Genomic DNA, 18,734 nt, shown 5'->3' on the forward strand with positions numbered 1-18,734 from the left:
TAAAAGATATTCTTTATCAATCTATAAATATTATAATGAAGTAGTCCCTTCTTTATTAGATTTTAACTCTATTACTCTTTCTAATTTTCGAATAATCTTCTGCTTACGATAATAGCGTTCAGGAAATGAACTTATCTGCTTGAAACCATAGATGTCGTCATCACCCTTACCTCCTTTACGATTACTTGCAAAATATCCTGTTTTATTTTCTTCATTAATAATAAAGGTAAAATCATCTTTGGGGCTATTAATAGGGTTTCCTAAATTATAAACTTCTACCACTCCCTCTTCATTTGGAATAGCCATAAAAATATCTAAACCACCTAATCCCTTATGCCCGTCACTTGCAAAAAACAATTTTCCTTTATCACTAATATAAGGGAAAGTTTCACGCCCTGAAGTATTAATTAAACCTCCCAAATTTTTAGGAGTTCCAAAACTCTTATCTTCATTTATTTCGACTACATACAAATCTGATTTCCCTAGAGTTCCTGGCATATCACTTGCGAAATACAAAAATTTCTCGTCATAAGATAACGCAGGGTGTGCTATCGAATATTCATTACTATTAAACGGTAATTCTTCTATATCTCCCCATTTTCCTTTATCATAATGTGCTCTATATATTTTTAACAAAACAACACCTTCTGTATTCGTTTTAGATTTTCTTTTAGAATAATTATTTCTAGTAAAATATACAGTTTTTCTATCCTTGCTAAAAGTTGCTGAAGACTCATGAAACTTCGAATTAATATTTCCTTTTAATTTTTCAACACTTTTTTCTTCAGAAACGTGTGTAGTTGTATATAAATCTAAAAAAGGTTGATTATTCCATTCATGTAATACTGTAGAAAAATTATTGGTGTCTCGTGAAGATGCAAATACCAATTCGTCATTATAAAAACTAGGAGCATAATCCGAATATTTCGAATTGATATTTAGGACATCAACTATAAACTCCTCTGACCTATCTCTCTTTGATGAAACATCACCTAATGAGTCACATGCTTTTTGTTCTCTTACATCATTATTTGCATATAACCAATGAGCTATATCATCTTCATTTTTATACCCTTCGGTACTCTTAATACATTGTGCATATCTGTTTCGATATTCTGATTTTATCTTTTCTGGATACAAAGAAGACAATACTCGATACCATTGCGCTGCTTTTTCTAACTCACCATTAAAGTAATATGAATCCCCTAATCTTTCATATAACTCTACTGATTTACCTCCTTTTTCTATAGCTTTTAAGTACATTTCCCTTGCCTCGATATAGGCATACTTTTTAAAAGCTTCATTTGCTTTTTCCAGCTGTTTTTCCTGAGAAAACACAGCACCCCAAAAAAACAAAAAAAATAGAGCCCCTAAGTTTTTTTTCAAAACCATCTATTATCCTTTTGTTAATAGTATAACGACCTAAACTTTTCTTTTTCTAAAAAAATAGCTCTATATCTATTCTTAAAATGAATCAGAATAAACAAATTTGCGTTTGATAAAAAATAAAAAGTTAAGATGATGCTATCCCCATAGCATTGATCGTTCCCTTGTTGTTTCCTATCGCAATTTACTGATGCTTAAGTAGATCTAGTGTTAAAAAATTCGAAAATTTCTTTTGTTTGCTTCTTTTTATCGGTATTAGTCCTTTGATCGTACAAAACTTACACATTATCCTTTTTTTTATTGATGTACAACAATCCATCAATTACAGAAATCACTTGCTTTTAAGTTATTATAGAGGTAAAACATGTTAAAATGTAACATGAGATGAGACATAAAGTTATTAATTGAAAATGACTTACTTTTTATTTTACCGTCATAGCCACAATCATTAGATACAATTTTCGTTATTTTGCATACAAATTTGAAACACTTGAAAAACAAATTCTTCTATATAATACTTGCTTTTATATTTTCGGTAGCATCATTTGCTCAGGAAGGAAAACAAATCAAAGTTCAATCTGATCGTACCATAAAAGATCAAAATCGGTTTCCTGGGGCAACTATCCTGGCTAAAGTAGACAAACAGGTATATATGCAACATGAAGGGATTGAGATATGGTGTGATCAGGCTATTCATTATGGTCAAGATAAGTTTGTCAAGGCTTTGGGAAATGTAAAAATGAAACAAGGAGACACCATTATTATGACTAGTAAATATGCCGAGTACAATGGTAATACTCAATTCGCATACGCTAGTGATAATGTATTTATGGAAACTCCCTCTAATACATTGCGCACTGATACTTTATTCTTTGATCGACTTAGACAACAAGCCTATTACCGTAGTGGTGGGACGGTTCGGGATTCTTCAAATACATTGACGAGTCAAATTGGAAGGTATTTTATGGACCGAAAACAATATTCATTTAATACCACAGTAAAAATTGTAAATCCAGAAAATACAGTAGATTCGGATCGATTAGATTACTATACAGAAAATGGTCATGCATATCTGTATGGTCCTTCGACAGTTAAAGGTAAAGAAAGTACTTTATATTGTGAACGAGGGTTCTATGACACTAAAGCTAAGACTGGATATGCCATCAAAAATGCCAAAATCGATTATGATAAACGTACTGTTTTTGGAGATAGTATTTTTTACAATAGTGCTGATCAATTTGCATCGGCCACTAATAATATTAGAGTATTAGATACAGCTAATAATTCTGTAATTACTGGCCATTATGCAGAGGTTTTTAAAGAAAAAGATTCTGTCTTTATTACAAAGAGAGCACTTGCAGCCACTTTGCAAGAAAAAGATTCTATTTTCATTCACAGTGATACACTTATGGTTACTGGTAAACCCGAACGAAGAATAATGACTGGTTTTTATGATGTAAGAATCTATAAGAGTAATATGAGTGGTAAAAGTGATTCTATTAATGTAGATCAAACCACAGGCTATACGAAAATGATTGGCCGGCCTATTATTTGGTCACAAAGAAATCAAATGACTGGTGATACCATAAAAATTATCTCAAATACAAAGACAGAAAAATTAGATTCACTTATCGTATATCAAAATGCTTTTTTGGTTCAAGAAGACACCCTTAAAGCTGGATACAACCAGGTAAAAGGTCAAATACTTTATGGCTTATTTAAAGATAATGAGCTCTATCAGGTAGATATCGATAAAAACACAGAAACTATATTTTATCAAAGAGAAAGTGAAGGTGAATTAAAACTTATAGGTATTAATAAAGTACTCTCTAGTTCTATTAAATTATTACTAAATAATCGTGAAATAGAAGATGTCTATTATTATCAGAATATCGATGGTACATTATATCGTGAAATTGATCTACCAGAAAACGCTCGTGAACTCTCTGGTTTTAATTGGCGTGGTGATGAACGCATTAATAGTAAGGCTGATTTATTTAGAGGAGAATCTCCTCCAGAACTTATTAAAATAACAGGAATCCCATTACCAAAAGACGAAGCAGATTTCTTTGATGAAGAAACAGTGAAACGTTTGGAGGATAATAAATCTGAAGGTTCTCGACTACTAGAGCAAGAACTCAAAGATGCTGAACTTAAAGAAACTAACGAACAACTAGATTCTATTCCTTTAAAAAAGAAAGTAAAAGAAGAACTTAATACCGAAAAGAAAAAAAATCAAAAAGATAGTACCAACATCGAACATTAATCTCTTTTTGTGCAAAAAATATCGGATAATGTATTAAAACTAGATAATCTAGTAAAAAAACAATCTTGAAACAGGATTTTTTCAAATATCAAGCCCAAACTACTCCGCATCCTTTAGCTATAGAAGTTTCACATGCTATCGGCAGTTATATTTATGACACTAATAACAAGAAGTATTTGGATTTTGTTGCTGGAGTTTCAGCATGTAGCTTAGGGCACAAACATCCCAGAATTATACGTGCAGTAAAGGATCAGTTAGATAAATATCTACATGTCATGGTGTATGGGGAATACATACAACAATCCGCTGTAGAACTCACTAAACTATTAGCTTCTCACCTACCCCATCCATTAGAAAAAACTTACTTAACCAACTCAGGAACCGAAGCTATTGAAGGGTCTTTAAAATTAGCCCGAAGAGTTACAGGTCGAAGCCAAATTATTGCAGCAAAACTAGCGTATCATGGTAACACTATGGGGTCTATGAGTGTAATGGGATATGAAGAACGTAAACAAGCATTTAGACCATTAATTCCTGATACTGCTTTTATTACGTTTAATGATGAAAAAGATATAAAACAGATTACGCGCAAAACCGGAGCAGTCATCTTAGAAACCATACAAGGAGGAGCAGGATTTATTGAGCCTAAATACGAATATTTAAAAAAGGTGAAAAAGCAGTGTGAAGAAGTTGGAGCACTGTTAATTTTAGACGAGATCCAACCTGGATTTGGTAGAACTGGTAAATTATTTGGTTTTCAAAATTATGATATCATTCCGGATATTGTTGTAATGGGTAAAGGAATGGGTGGTGGACTTCCGATTGGAGCCTTTACAGCTTCAACAACAATGATGGATCAATTACAGGATAACCCAAAATTAGGTCATATTACAACGTTTGGAGGAAATCCTGTCATTGCAGCTGCCGCTTTGGCAACATTACAGGAAATTACCGAGAGTGACGTAATGGCAGCTACTCTGGAAAAAGAAAAACTATTCAGATCATTATTAATTCATCCATTAATCAAAGAAGTTAGAGGTTTAGGCCTTATGCTAGCTTTTATAACTCCTTCTGCAGAAATAACGAATCAAGTTATATTAAAATGCCAAGACCATGGATTAATATTATTTTGGTTACTTTTTGAACCCCTTGCAATACGTATTACACCGCCACTCACTATATCTGAAAGTGAAATCAGAGAAGGGTGTCAAATCATTCTTACTGTTTTAGACCAAATACAAGACATCAAAATTTAAACGGCAATTATTGAATTCTTATTAAAAAAATCGTATATTTAGTAGACCATCCATTATTTTCACAAATCCCTTAATACATTTCGGCTTCTATAAAAGAAAAACTCTATATCATTATCATATAATGGTACGTATTTTGTTAATTAGTTTGTTAAAAACAATTGGTTTTTGAAGTATAATCATTCGATTTCATTTGTAATTTTAATACTGAGGAAATCAATAATGCGAAAATAGATTAAGTAATGGATTTATTAAATACTTTTGTTTGTTGGGGAAGACAAAAATGGTATTTACATCAATTTTATGATTTATTGAGCATCTTTAATCAACGTGTATGAGATTTAACCACGAAGAAGAAGAAAATAATTTCTCGATTACTCGATACGAGTCTATGCTGAGATCTAATGATGTAAAATTTTTTGATTCAGATGAATTTGAATCTATTATTCATCACTATCTGGAAAACGGAAAAATTGCTAAAGCAAAAAAGGCAATTTCTTTAGGCCTTTCTCAACATCCGTCTTCTGTTAATCTTAAATTATTGCAAGTCGAAGTTCTCGTCTTTGAAAATCGCTTAGATAAAGCAGATAATCTTTTGGCTCAGCTACATGCTATAGAACCAGAAAATGAGGAAATCTACATTCAAAAAGCTAATATTCTTTCTAAACAAAATGATCATATAAAAGCTATAGAGTTATTAATGATGGCTCTTAGTTATACAAATGACGCAGCAGATGTGTACTCCCTTATAGGAATGGAGTATCTTTTTATGGATGATTTTGAAAATGCAAAAGTCAATTTTATGAAATGCCTCGAAGCAGATGATCAGGATTATTCTGCTTTGTACAATGTTATATATTGTTTTGATTTTCTTGAACAACACGAAGAAGCCATCGAATATTTAAACATGTTTCTAAATAAAAATCCCTACTGTGAAGTAGCTTGGCATCAGGTTGGTAAACAATATTTTGATTTAGAAGAATATGAAAAAGCACTTGCGGCTTATGATTTTGCAATTATAAGTGATGAATATTTTATTGGTGCTTATTTAGAAAAAGGAAAAGTATTAGAAAAGCTCAAAAGACATAATGAAGCTATAGAAAACTACAGAATAACATTAGAACTGGATGACCCTACTTCTTTTGCTCTGTTAAGAATAGGAAAATGTTATGAAAAATTAGGTGTAGATGATCTGGCAATTCAACATTATTCTAAGACCGTACATGAAGATCCATTACTAGACAAGGGATGGATAGCCATTACCGATTTCTATATGCGTAAACGCGATTATCAAAAAGCACTATACTATACTAACAAGGCTATAAATATTGACAGTGAGAATGTTTTATACTGGAAACGCTATGCAAAAATAAACAATAGACTTGCATTTTTTGAAGAAGCAGAACGAGGATATAGAAAAGCTATTGAGCTAGGAAACTATGAACTAGAAACCTGGTTAAATCGTTCTGATATCCTTAGGTTTATTGGAGAATCAGATGCTGCAGTACAAAATTTACATCAGGCTATCGAGTTTTATCCAGATAATGCAGAAATTCAATATAGACTTGCTGGTTTATACTATGAACTACAAGATTATCAAAAAGGTGAATATCATATAAGAAAAGCACTGGATCTTGACTATGAATACCTTATTGTTTTAGAAGAGCTTTTTGAAAAGATTTTCAACCTCACTCTTGTTAGAAACATTATTTCTGAATATAAATAATTCTAAAAAAGACTGTTTTTTTTCTAATAGATTGCATTGCAAAAATCCATACATTTGTTTTAACTAAAAACACCAAAAACAATAAGAATGCAAAGAAATCTTAAGGATTACCTTATCATCTCTGCAAAAGGATTAGCAATGGGAGCAGCAGATGTAGTTCCTGGAGTTTCTGGAGGAACTATTGCATTTATATCTGGCATATATGAAGAATTAATTGAAACTATTAATGGTTTAGACCTTGGTTTTTTCTCGGTTTGGAAAAAAGAAGGATTTAAAACTTCCTGGAAAAAATACAACCTTTCTTTTTTAACAGCACTTTTTTTAGGTATAGCAACCAGTATTCTTTCTCTTGCAAAACTTATAAAGTGGTTGCTTCATAATGAACCTTTATTACTTTGGGGATTTTTCTTCGGATTAGTTCTTGCCAGTATCGTTTATATTGGAAAACAAATTACTGCCTGGAAACCAAAAGTAATTATTGGTATTGTTCTGGCGGCTGTACTTTCTTATTTTATAACTATAGCAGAACCTTTGGCTTCACCAGACAGCAATTGGTATCTTATGTTTTGTGGATTTATAGCAATCATTGCCATGATACTACCAGGGGTATCCGGAGCTTTCATTCTACTTATCTTAGGAGTATACCAAACAGCCATTGATATCCTAAACCAATTACGTGATGGAGTTGTACAAATGGATTTTGATATGATGTGGCAAGCTATTTATAAAATAATAATCATGGGGATCGGTGCCGTTATAGGTTTGAAATTATTTTCTAAAGCACTTAACTGGATGTTTAAGTATCACAAAAATATGACTTTAGCTATACTTACGGGATTCATGATAGGTTCGCTAAATAAATTATGGCCTTGGAAAAAAGTAGAATCCTGGAGAACAAACTCTGAAGGAATCGAAGTCCCTTTCATAGAAAAAAGCATTCTACCAAGTCAATTTGAAGGTGATGTTAAAATGATTTGGGTTTTACTTTTTATAGCTATAGGTTTTCTATTAATCCTTATCTTAGAACGCCTTTCTGTAAAAAAACCAAACTAACCAATGCAACAAAGTACCCGAACCTTTACTGATAGACTTTTCCTTGTTATTAAAGGTCTTGCAATGGGTGCTGCAAATAAAGTCCCTGGTGTTTCTGGAGGTGTGGTTGCATTTGTTGCCGGGTTTTATGAAGAATTTATCTATTCTCTTCAAAAAATAAATTTTAAAGCATTTAAGCTTTTTATCAATTTTCGATTTAAAAGTTTTTGGAGATACATAAACGGACGATTTCTTGGCCTCTTAATTTTAGGAATGTTAATTAGCTATTTTAGTGTTTCTAAAATTCTGGATTATCTCATTATTCATTTTGAATTATATGTATGGGCAGCATTTTTTGGGATGATTATAGGCTCTATTTATTATATAGTAAAAGATTTTAACGATTGGAACAGAAGAAATATCTGTTTGATCATTATAGGTATCATAGTTGGGGTTAGTATAAGTTTATTGGCTCCTGCAAAAGAAAATGACAATCTTTGGTTTGTATTTATCTGCGGCATAATTGGTGTATCAGGTATGACATTACCTGGATTATCAGGCTCTTTTATTCTCATTTTACTAGGTAATTATGTTCTTTTACTGGTTGATTCTGTAAATGCACTATATGATACAATAGCCGATCTAATACGCTGGGATTTTTCATTTGTAGAAGATTCTCACAGAACTCGATTATTGAAGGTCCTTGTTGTGTTTAGTCTTGGCTCATTAACCGGTTTAGTTACCTTATCTCATTTTTTAGGATATGTTTTAAAACACTATAAAAACGCAACTTTTGCAGCCATTATTGGATTTATAACCGGTTCTCTGGGTGTTGTTTGGCCCTGGAAAAATAAAATTTACAAAGTTGATACTACAGGAAACACACAAATTGATGCACTAGGTAATCCAATACTGGATAATTATGATCGATATTTTCCTGATTTTACAACTATCGAAACCTATATTGGGATTTTTTATATTCTCGTAGGTATTGGTATCATTTTATGGTTAGAATGGTATGGCCAAAAAACGCTAAAATCTTCAAAATGAAAAAAGTATACGGCTTATTAGGCAGAAACATTAGTTATTCTTTTTCTAAGGGTTATTTTTCAGAAAAATTTGAAAAAGAAAATCTAGATTGTGAATATAACAACTTCGATCTTACCCAAATCAAAGATTTTATAGAAGTTACCAAAGATCCTCATGTACAAGGTTTAAATGTAACAATACCCTATAAAGAAGAAGTAATTCATTATATGGATGATCTGGACCCAATAGCCAAGGAAATTGGAGCCATAAATGTTATAAAATTTGATAAGGATCAAAAACTAAAAGGATATAATAGTGATTATTACGGCTTTACAGAATCTCTAAAGCCTTTACTCAACAAAACAATAAAAAAAGCATTAATTCTTGGTACAGGAGGTGCTTCAAAAGCTATTGCTTATGCATTAAGTCATTTAAATATCGACTATACATTTGTATCTCGTAATCCTGATTTTAATGAACTAAGTTATAGTGATCTCGATGAGGATATTATACATGCATACAAATTAATAATCAACTGTACGCCTCTGGGAACACATCCAAACATTCATAATTATCCAGATATCCCTTACGAATATATTACCAAAAACCATGTTCTATACGATTTGATTTACAATCCAGATGAAACTACCTTTATGAGTAAAGGAAAAGAAAAAGGAGCTACAGTTTCTAATGGATTACAAATGCTAATACTACAAGCAGAAAAGGCCTGGGAAATCTGGAATATGTGATTTTTTAGTTCATTTTGTCATAAAATTCTTACTAAAATCCTTTTTAACTAATCTTAAAACCTTTCAATAACTTTGAGTTTTTCTAATATGTTAGTATCTTAGTCAGGCTATTAAACTCAGACAAACAAAAACGCTCACACAATGTCCACACGTGATAACCTGCCTAAGGCAGATGGAAATGAAGAAAATAAGACTAAGATTTTAGATATAAACTTAGAAACTGAAAGTCCAGAAACTGTTAAATCAGATGGTTCTGATGAAGAAACCACTGAAAATACAGAACATTCTGAAAACGAAGACTCTAAAACATTAGTTAATCCACAGATTACAGATGCTATAGAAGAAGATTCTGAATCTGAAAATAGTGTTACAACTACAGAAGAAGCATTAAATTCTGATACCGAGGTAAAAGAAAACGCGCCTACTCCAGATGAAGTTATTATAGAGAATAGTGATGATGCACCTACTTCAGAAAATGATGCAAAGGAATCTGTAGATGAGAGCAGTGAGGCAATTACTTTACAAAAAGAAGAAGCAAAGCCTAAAACTCCTGCGGGCGAGGATCAAATTCAAGATCAAATGGACGAAGCTGTCGCTGAGCATAGCGAAGATGAGACTACCATAGAGCGTCATAATATCGAGAAGAAGGATTATCATGCCATGAATAAGGAAGAATTGATCAAAGAATTACGAGAATTGGTCAAAAATGAAAAAATTCAGGCAATAAGAGAACATGTTGAGGAAATCAAAAATGAGTTTAATGAAAAATTTAATGAAGAAGTAGAACAAAAGAAGGAAGAATTCATGGCTGATGGTGGTGATATTATAGATTTCTACTATTCTACGCCAATAAAAAAAGAATTTAATTCTGTTTATTTTGATTATAAAGAAAAACGAAATTCATATTACCAAAATCTTAAAAAAGACCTTCAGGAAAATCTAAAAAGAAGATTAGAGTTAATTGATGAGTTAAAAGGATTACTTAATGTAGATGAAAATATAAATACAACATACAATCATTTTAAAAGTATCCAGGAAAGATGGCGTAATGCCGGCCCTATACCAAGAGATAAATACAATACGGTATGGAATACCTACCATCATCATACTGAGAATTTTTATGATTTTCTACATTTAAACAGAGAATTTAGAGATCTTGATTTCAAACATAACCTTGAACAAAAACTTAAGATTATTGAGCGTGCTACAGAATTAGCACAGGAGACCGATGTTAACAGAGCCTTTAGAGAATTACAGTTACTTCATAAAATGTGGAAAGAAGATCTGGGACCGGTTGGAAAAGAATACAGAGAACCTATCTGGGAAAAATTTAGCGCCCTAACAAAACAAATTCATGAAAACCGCCAGAGATACTTTAAAGATCAGGATAAAGTCTACGAACAAAATCTAGTAGTCAAAAGAGAAATCATTGCAAAGATTATTGAAGTTAGCCAGGATCACCCTAAAAATCATGGTGGTTGGCAGCAAAAAATAAAAGAAATTGAAGCATTAAGAGATCAATTTTTTAAAGCAGGAAAAGTACCTTCTAATGTAAATGAGCAGACTTGGAGTGAATTTAAAACCGCTGTAAGAGATTTTAATCGTAATAAAAATGCATTTTATAAAGGACTCAAAAAAGATCAGTTTGATAATTTAAATAAAAAGATGGAACTGATTCAGCTTGCAGAAGACAATAAGGATAGTGATGATTTTACTACCATTACTCCACTTATGAAAAAAATTCAATCAGATTGGAAAAAGATTGGCCATGTACCTCGAAAGGATAGTGATAGAATCTGGAAAAGGTTTAAAGATGCATGTAATTCTTATTTTGATAGACTTCATGCAGAGAGAAATGAAGCTAATAAAGAAGAGCTTGTTTCTTTAGAAAAGAAACAAGAACATATAGAGGTTCTTAAAAAACTAGAGTTTTCTGGGGATACAGAGACCGATCTTAAAACTATAAAAGAAAACATTGCTACCTGGAAAACTTTAGGTAGAGTGCCATACAAAAAGAAAAATATAGAAACCGAATATAACAAAGTTCTCGATGGTTTCTTTCAGCAACTTAATTTAGGTCGTAAAGAAACAGAACTTATTAAATATGAAAACAAACTAAATACTTTATCCGGTCAGAGTGATGATCGAGCTCTTAGAAATGAACAGAGCTTTATTCGTAAAAAAATTGATGAAGTTAATGGTGAAATTCGCCAATTAGAAAACAATCTTCAGTTCTTTAAACATGCCAAAGATGATAACCCAATGGTAAGAGATGTACGAAAGAATATCGAAAAGTATAAAGAAAACTTAGATGTTTGGAAAGCTAAATTAAATAAGATTAGGCAACTTTAATCATACATAAAATATGGCTTTCTGTAATTTAGAAATATAGTATTTTCTGGAAATATAGAAACGAATACATTCGTATTACATTCCTTTAGCATTTTCTTTCTTTCAGTATAGAAAAAGAGCCATCAATTGCTTCAAAATGAAACAAATGATTCTACATATGCATTTTCTTATTCTACTGGTTTAAGTTGTGATATAAAACTTTAGAAGTGTCTTATAGAAATTTATCTCGACTTTTATAGATTCATATAAAAACATCTTTCTTTTTTGGTCGAATCAAAAAGTTAAATAGATAAGTTCAAAAAATAAATTACCCGTCAACTTTAAGAGTTGACGGGTAATTTTGTTTAAAATGTTTGTTTATTTAACAAACAGTGTATTTCCAATTAATAACCTGGATTCTGTTGTCCAGCCATAGTTGGATTTGCATTAATCTCTGCTGTTGGGATAGGAAACTGAAATCTAAAATCTCCTGCAGTAAGAGTTGGAGCTTCAGGAGCTGTTCCTGTACCATCAATAATATCTCCTGCAGTAGCATTTCTTGTTATACTCTCTCCTCTTCTTTTAAGATCAAAAAATCTATGACCTTCACAAGCTAATTCAACTCTTCTGTTAAATTGGATAGCGTCTTCAAGAGCTGCTCCTGTTTCTCCTCCTGTAAAGGAAGTAAAGCGCTCATTTCTTAACTGATCTAAAGTAGTTAATGCCTGAGCTCCCTGACCTAGTTCAAATTGAGCTTCAGCTTTATTTAAAAGAACTTCTGCATAACGAAGTACTTTTACATCTACTAAACCATTAACCTGACCTTCTTCTCCTAAAAACTTTTTGATTGCATTGTAGTCATTACCTTGATTAGTTCCTACAAATTGTAAAATATCTTTTCTTACATCATTAGCATCAATACTATTGAAGAAATCAAAATCAAGTACATATTCTGAAATAGTTCCAGAACTAGAAGATTGACTATAAAGAACCCCTACATTATTACCATTAGATTCTGAGGTAGTATTAATAGAAAGTTCTATCACTACACCAGCATTAGTTTTATCGATATATACATCAGGAAGTTCAGCAGCAGTTGCCAAAGTACCAGAAACTGCATTAGCTGCATCTATAACTTTTTGATATTCTCCATTGTATAAATATACTCTGGATAATAATGCATTTACTCCATTTTTATTTAATCTTCCTTCTCCATTATCATCACCAATTAATGTGCTCGCTCGCTCTAAATCACCAATAATTTCAGCATAATTTGCCCCTACAGTTTCTCTTGCAGGCTGTGCAAAAGGATCACCTGTATCTCCATCTTCTACCTTAAGGTATACAGCACCTAAAGAACCATTAGCGTCACCACTTTGCGTTGGGATTTTACCAAAGATTCTTGCCAAATCAAAGTGTGCCCAGGCTCTTGCAGCTAATGCCTGTCCGAGGATATTATTCTTTTCAGGACCATCATTAAGGTTATCTATTTGGCCTATTACCAAATTCGCTACATTAACCGCTTCATAGGCTTCACTCCAATATAATGGAATAGGACCAAGAGTACTAGCTACATATCTAAGGTCATAATAATTATCATTAGATTTCCTACCTGTTTGCGCCTGTATTACATTATCAGAAACTATATCTGGAATGCCCTGTAAACCAGAGTTAGGGCTAGAATAATAAAGCCATAACTGTCGATAAATACCATCTACACCGTTTTGAAAAGCGGCTGGGCTATTAAAGAAAGTATTTGGATTACCTTCTGTAAAAGGTTGCGCATTATCTAATTCATCGTCGCAGGCAAAAAACCCTAACGATAGAAATAAAATAACTACTATATAAATTTTATTGTTCATCTCTCTTTTTTTTTAATTAAAATCCTACTTCAACTCCAAACGTGTAAGATCTCGTTTGTGGGTAACTAAACAAACTAAACTCTCCAGGAACAAAGCCTGCATTTCCTTGATCTCCTGATTCGGCAGAACCTATACCGATTTCTGGATCACCATTATAATCTGTTATTGTCCAAATATTCTGACCAGTAACAAAAAGTCTAAGAGACTCTAATTTTATAACATCTAAGAACTTTCTAGGCATATTATAATCAAGAGTTAATGTTCTTAATCTAATAAAATCACCTTTCTCTAAGAATCTCGTTGTTCCTGCCTGATCCGCAGTATCTTGAAATAATGGGCTAGGCAATACATTTGTATCTCCTGGTTGTCTCCAGTAATTAAAAGTTTCTGTTCTTAGGTTACTATCAATGTTTCCTATAAAAACTCCTTGAGCTCGCTGATTATTTAAAATATAATTCCCTCCTCTATATACAAAGTCTCCTCTTAAACCAAATCCTTTATACTTTACAGAAGTATAAAAACCTCCTTCATACTTAGCTATTGGAGATTTTCCTTCCTGAATTTTCTGAAAACTATCACTGTATGTTTCTGTAACATTTCCATCAAGATCTACATATTGTGGTGCACCATTAGCAGGATTCACTCCAGCATACTCTACTAGATAGAAAGAATTGATATCCTGACCTTCTCTAAGAATAATATTATTAAATGTCCCTGTAACGATATCCTGACTATTGATCAGTTTATTAACTTTTGTATCTAACAGTGTAATATTTCCTCCCATAGATAAAAGGAAGTTATCTGTTCTTATTACATCTGCATTTAAAGTAATTTCAAAACCACTATTTTCTACCTCACCAATATTCTGGAAAATTGCATTATCCTCATCTCCAACTGTAAAAGAAATAGGTCTGTTAAGAAGAAGATCTTTCGAAGTCTTCTTAAAGTAATCTACCACACCACTAATTCTATTGTTAAAGAAAGCATATTCTAAACCAATATCAAGAATAGCTTGAGACTCCCACTGAATAGCTGGGTTTGGTGCTCTTAAAGGTACAGCTGTTGTCTGACCGTTATACGTATTATTAAACCCTAGTACAGGTAAAAATTGGAAATTCGGAATATTCTGGTTACCTGCTGTTCCGTAAGAAGCACGAAGTCTTAAGTCATTAAAAAATGAATCATCCATAAAACTTTCTTTAGCTATATTCCAAGCTAAACTTCCACTAACAAAGGTACCATATTTATTATCTGGTCCGAATCTAGAAGATCCATCACGTCTAACCGAAGCAGAAACAATATATCTACCATCAAAATCATAATCTGCAAATACTGCCTGAGAGAATAAAATTCTTCTATCTTCTTCAGATCCAGCAGCTGTAGCTTCTGCAGCAACATCTAAATATGGAATATCTGGAGAAGGAAACCCTCTTGCTGTTGCAAATAAATCTGTTCTGATATTTTCGTTATATTCTAATAAGAAACTAGCAGATACATTGTGTAGGTCATTAAAAGTATCATTATAGCTAAATAAGTTCGATACATTATATTCAAAATCAAGGGCAAAATTTTCAGTCTGAGTTCCAGGGAAATTAGCATCTCCGATAAATCCTTGTAATACTCCTCCTGCAATTGATCTATTTGTTCTGTTAAAACGATTACTTACAAGTCCAACAGCGAAACGATTTGAAAATTTATCTGACAGCGTAAGATCTGCAGCTACGTTACCTAAAATTAAAAAGTTACGATTGTTTTCTGGCTCTGTTTGTAAAGCTAAAGCAATCGGAAAACCTGTAGTTGTTGGGTTATATACTGGATTTCCTTGAGAATCTAACAAAATACTCCCATCTGTATCTCTAGAAAAAAGTGGATCATAAGGATTATAATCATACATTCCTCTAAATGGATTCTGAACATTGTTTCTATCTCTAGGAAGATCTGTAGTACTTCTGGCAAAAGAAACATTAGCATCTACACTAAGCCAATCCTTTGCTTGATACGTAGTATTTAAACGAGCTGTAATTCGCTCGAAACCTTTAATTCTATCAATTACACCAGTATCCTTGTTATATCCAAGCGAGAAAAAATAGCTTAAACGATCACCAGCACCAGATATAGATAAAGAATTAGATTGGATTACTGATTTTCTTAAAAGCTCATCTTCCCAATTTGTATCCAAATTAATAAATGCCTGGCGTTGCTCAGGAGTAGTAGCTGTAGCACCAGGTAAACTTTGTGCAGCACCTACTCCAATACTCCCATCTGGGTTTCTTAAAGCAGCATATTGACGCTCTATCTCTAGCTTCTGAGCTGCATTCATTAAATCAAAAGAATCTGGAATACGTTCTCCAAAACCATAAGAAGAAATAAATTTAATTTTAGCTTCTCCTTTTTTACCTTTCTTGGTAGTAATCAATACTACACCATTTGCTCCTCTAGAACCATATTTAGAAGCTGAAGCAGCATCTTTAAGTATAGATAGAGATTCTATGTCATTAGGATTTAAGTTTCCTAATGGGTTAATATTGTTAGTTGTTGAATTATCAGTAATAGGAATAGGAACTCCATCTATTACATAGAGAGGAGTTGTACTAGCATTAATTGAACCAACACCACGTATTTGAACAAATGCAGTATTCCCTGGTCGTCCATTTGCAGCAGTAACCTGCACACCAGCGGCTTGACCCTGAAGAATATTATCAATACTGGTAGAAGGTACAAAATCTTGTAAATCTTGCGCACCTACTGTTGATATCGCAGAAGTCACATTTGATCTTCTAGAAACACCATATGCAGTAACAACAACTTCTTCTAATTCGGCAGCAGAAGTAGCTAACTGAATATTTATAGTAGTATTTTGACCAACTACAACGTCTTTGGTCTCAAAACCAACATAACTAAAAGAAATTACAGCACCTCTACTAGCAGAGATTGTGTAATTTCCATCAAAATCAGTTTGAGTTCCGTTATTTGTATTCTTAATAAGGACATTTACTCCCGGAAGAGGTAATCCCTTATCATCTGTAACTGTTCCCGACACGCTTTCTCCTTGCGCGAATGTAATACTACACACAAAGAAAAATAACATTAGAAACTTGTAATAATGTACTTTCATAGATAAAAAAGTTTTCAAAAAATTAATACTTAACATAGTTATTAGATATAACCATAAAAGGAAGGATTAGAATATTTTGATGGCTAACTCAAATTTACTCTCACAAAACTTGAACAAAGTTTAAATGGAAATAATACATTCATCCTCCCTGTTTATGATTATAGCCCAAAGAAACATTTTACAGGCATGAAGAAAGGTAACCCCTATAAGCTTTTACCCTTAACCGGAGAAAGTTTACCCGTACGCGAACCCCTTTACCTTTAGGATTTAACGTATTCTGATGGTGTAATTCGATTGTATTTCTTGAATGATTTATTGAAAGTCACTTTGTTATTAAAACCAACCTCATAAGCCACATCAATGATATTGATATTCTCATATTGATATTGCTTACCTTTTAAAATTTTTTTTGCTTCTTCGATTCTATACCTATTAATCAACTCAAAAAAGTTAAGATTGAAGTGTTCATTTATAATTTGAGAAGTATTATGCCTTGTAGTATTAAGTAATTCTGAAAGCTTTTGAAGACTTATATCATTTTTTCGATATATTTTATCTTGATCCAATAACTCCAATAGTTTTTCTTTTAACTCTAGTGAAAGTTGTTCTGTAAGCCCCGATTTTTTATATTTATTTAACCCTTTGTGTACTTCATCCTTAATCATTTTTAGTCCACTAAACACGCTAGGCTCAACAAATGCAGTATAACTGATATATAAAATCAACAATGCAATTGACAGGATTTGAAAATTAATTGGCAAATCATCTGTTACACGCCTTATCATAAGAATATCATAAAAGACATACGAAATTATATGTAGTGAGCATAATATAATAATATTTCTATGCCAGTGATGTTGTATTCTGGAAATAACTCTATTATTCTTAACCGATTTAACATATATTCTTATCACCAAAATCATATATATTAATAATGACAAAAGCTTAGAATCTGATATTATGGTTATATATGGGCGTTTATCATTTAACATCATCCACAATTTCTCTTCTACAGATAAGTTATATACTGGGAGTAATAAAAAGAGAAGTAACAGTGTTGGTATCAAATGCAGTAAATCTATAGGCATAAACCTATATTTTATAATTACTCTTTTAAAATAAAAATAAATAAGTGGCCCATACAAAAAAGAAAACAATGTCGACAGATATAATGAATGTGGAAAATAGAATTCATAATTTGTAGGTAATAAACTGATATTAATTATAAAAATTGAATGTTGAAATAAAAAAACACTCATTAGGAAATTAGCAATTTTGTCTGAGCGCTTTCTAAAATTTAGTACTACTGAAATAAATACACCTACAAACCCAACGTACAAAGAAAGTAACCACCAGAAATCAAATTTCTGATGATATTTATCTACTAATCGAATATAGGAATCGGAATCAATAATTGGGTCAAAATCACTATGGCTTACAAAAGAGACATCAAGGCTTATTTGTATATACTTTTCTATATATCGACAAGCCAATTTTGCTTTATTAGCTTTAGCATAAGAAAATGCTAGCTCCTTAAATAAAGCTATCGAATCAACATTTTTTTCTTTTAGTACTTCTTGGTAGGATTCTGAGTCCAATTTATACGCCTTTAACTCATAACTATTGGTAGAAAATAAATAGCCATACTCACTAGTGTCCTTATTTTTTATATTTATTTCTTTTTCATAACAATACATTTTTGAAGAAATAAATAAAACTAGGACAATCAATATTAGAATTGATCTTTGTGTTTTCTGAGTTAGCCGCATAATTATTCTTAGGATAATTATGATCAATATGGTACAATATCTTTTTTTAAAACCTAATTATTATATATAGTCGGTCTAAACTCGTAAAAATTACATTCTAGTATGTAAAAAACTTTAGGATTAAGACCATCTTTACTAACAACATCTATACTAGTAAAAACCTATTTACTTTTCTTTTTTTTTTAAGTTATCGATTTTATTTTGAAGAACAAGAAG

At 32.0% G+C, this 18,734-nt stretch carries 11 protein-coding genes; 7 read left to right on the forward strand and 4 right to left on the reverse strand.

All coding sequences use genetic code 11. The features are described from left to right. Window positions 1–30 precede the first annotated feature (30 nt). Window positions 31–1,392, reverse strand: a complete 1,362-nt coding sequence (locus AAFU52_RS00230; RefSeq protein ID WP_438424572.1) for a hypothetical protein — start codon at window positions 1,390–1,392, stop codon at window positions 31–33. 484 nt (window positions 1,393–1,876) lie between these two features. On the opposite strand from AAFU52_RS00230, the gene AAFU52_RS00235 reads away from it, so the two are divergent. The 7 genes from AAFU52_RS00235 (at window position 1,877) to AAFU52_RS00265 (ending at window position 11,793) form a co-directional block, all read left to right on the forward strand. Further along, window positions 1,877–3,652 carry an OstA-like protein gene (locus tag AAFU52_RS00235; protein WP_035092386.1) on the forward strand — a complete coding sequence of 592 codons (1,776 nt, stop codon included), beginning with the start codon at window positions 1,877–1,879 and terminating at the stop codon, window positions 3,650–3,652. A 65-nt stretch (window positions 3,653–3,717) separates the two neighbouring features. Beyond that, on the forward strand, window positions 3,718–4,908 hold the full coding sequence (locus AAFU52_RS00240; RefSeq protein WP_438424574.1) for an aspartate aminotransferase family protein: 1,191 nt from the start codon (window positions 3,718–3,720) through the stop codon (window positions 4,906–4,908). Between the two features lie 331 nt (window positions 4,909–5,239). Then, a complete protein-coding gene (locus AAFU52_RS00245) occupies window positions 5,240–6,631 on the forward strand; it encodes a tetratricopeptide repeat protein (protein WP_024771206.1) in 1,392 nt (463 codons plus the stop codon). An 87-nt stretch (window positions 6,632–6,718) separates the two neighbouring features. Beyond that, entirely contained in the window at window positions 6,719–7,684 is a 966-nt protein-coding gene (locus tag AAFU52_RS00250; protein ID WP_438424576.1) for a DUF368 domain-containing protein, read from the forward strand. A gap of 3 nt (window positions 7,685–7,687) precedes the next feature. Then, window positions 7,688–8,713, forward strand: a complete 1,026-nt coding sequence (locus AAFU52_RS00255; RefSeq protein WP_438424578.1) for a DUF368 domain-containing protein — start codon at window positions 7,688–7,690, stop codon at window positions 8,711–8,713. Next, window positions 8,710–9,441 (forward strand): shikimate dehydrogenase family protein, encoded by a 732-nt coding sequence (locus AAFU52_RS00260; RefSeq protein ID WP_438424580.1) that lies wholly within the window; start codon window positions 8,710–8,712, stop codon window positions 9,439–9,441. Before AAFU52_RS00255 ends, AAFU52_RS00260 begins: the two co-directional genes overlap by 4 nt. Window positions 9,442–9,582: 141 nt before the next feature. Next, window positions 9,583–11,793: a DUF349 domain-containing protein gene (locus AAFU52_RS00265; protein WP_438424582.1), complete on the forward strand. Its 2,211-nt coding sequence runs from the start codon at window positions 9,583–9,585 to the stop codon at window positions 11,791–11,793. Window positions 11,794–12,176: 383 nt separating this feature from the next. Here AAFU52_RS00265 and AAFU52_RS00270 read toward each other — a convergent pair whose 3' ends face one another. The 3 genes from AAFU52_RS00270 to AAFU52_RS00280 all read right to left on the reverse strand — a co-directional run bounded on the left by AAFU52_RS00270 (window position 12,177) and on the right by AAFU52_RS00280 (window position 18,446). Continuing rightward, a complete protein-coding gene (locus tag AAFU52_RS00270; RefSeq protein ID WP_438424585.1) occupies window positions 12,177–13,634 on the reverse strand; it encodes a RagB/SusD family nutrient uptake outer membrane protein in 1,458 nt (485 codons plus the stop codon). 16 nt (window positions 13,635–13,650) lie between these two features. After that, complete coding sequence (locus tag AAFU52_RS00275; protein ID WP_438424587.1) at window positions 13,651–16,749, reverse strand: SusC/RagA family TonB-linked outer membrane protein; 3,099 nt, start codon at window positions 16,747–16,749, stop codon at window positions 13,651–13,653. A 260-nt stretch (window positions 16,750–17,009) separates the two neighbouring features. Continuing rightward, window positions 17,010–18,446 (reverse strand): helix-turn-helix domain-containing protein, encoded by a 1,437-nt coding sequence (locus AAFU52_RS00280; RefSeq protein WP_438424589.1) that lies wholly within the window; start codon window positions 18,444–18,446, stop codon window positions 17,010–17,012. Between the last annotated feature and the right edge of the window lie 288 nt (window positions 18,447–18,734).

Source organism: Aquimarina macrocephali, assembly GCF_051627225.1.
In the GTDB taxonomy this organism is placed as follows: Bacteria; Bacteroidota; Bacteroidia; order Flavobacteriales; family Flavobacteriaceae; genus Aquimarina; species Aquimarina macrocephali.

Coding starts and splice junctions, on each gene's coding strand:
- AAFU52_RS00230 (WP_438424572.1), bottom strand. CDS start 1,392: ATGGTTTTGAAAAAAAACTTAGGGGCTCTATTTTTTTTGTTTTTTTGG.
- AAFU52_RS00245 (WP_024771206.1), top strand. CDS start 5,240: ATGAGATTTAACCACGAAGAAGAAGAAAATAATTTCTCGATTACTCGA.
- AAFU52_RS00250 (WP_438424576.1), top strand. CDS start 6,719: ATGCAAAGAAATCTTAAGGATTACCTTATCATCTCTGCAAAAGGATTA.
- AAFU52_RS00255 (WP_438424578.1), top strand. CDS start 7,688: ATGCAACAAAGTACCCGAACCTTTACTGATAGACTTTTCCTTGTTATT.
- AAFU52_RS00260 (WP_438424580.1), top strand. CDS start 8,710: ATGAAAAAAGTATACGGCTTATTAGGCAGAAACATTAGTTATTCTTTT.
- AAFU52_RS00265 (WP_438424582.1), top strand. CDS start 9,583: ATGTCCACACGTGATAACCTGCCTAAGGCAGATGGAAATGAAGAAAAT.
- AAFU52_RS00270 (WP_438424585.1), bottom strand. CDS start 13,634: ATGAACAATAAAATTTATATAGTAGTTATTTTATTTCTATCGTTAGGG.
- AAFU52_RS00275 (WP_438424587.1), bottom strand. CDS start 16,749: ATGAAAGTACATTATTACAAGTTTCTAATGTTATTTTTCTTTGTGTGT.
- AAFU52_RS00280 (WP_438424589.1), bottom strand. CDS start 18,446: ATGTATTGTTATGAAAAAGAAATAAATATAAAAAATAAGGACACTAGT.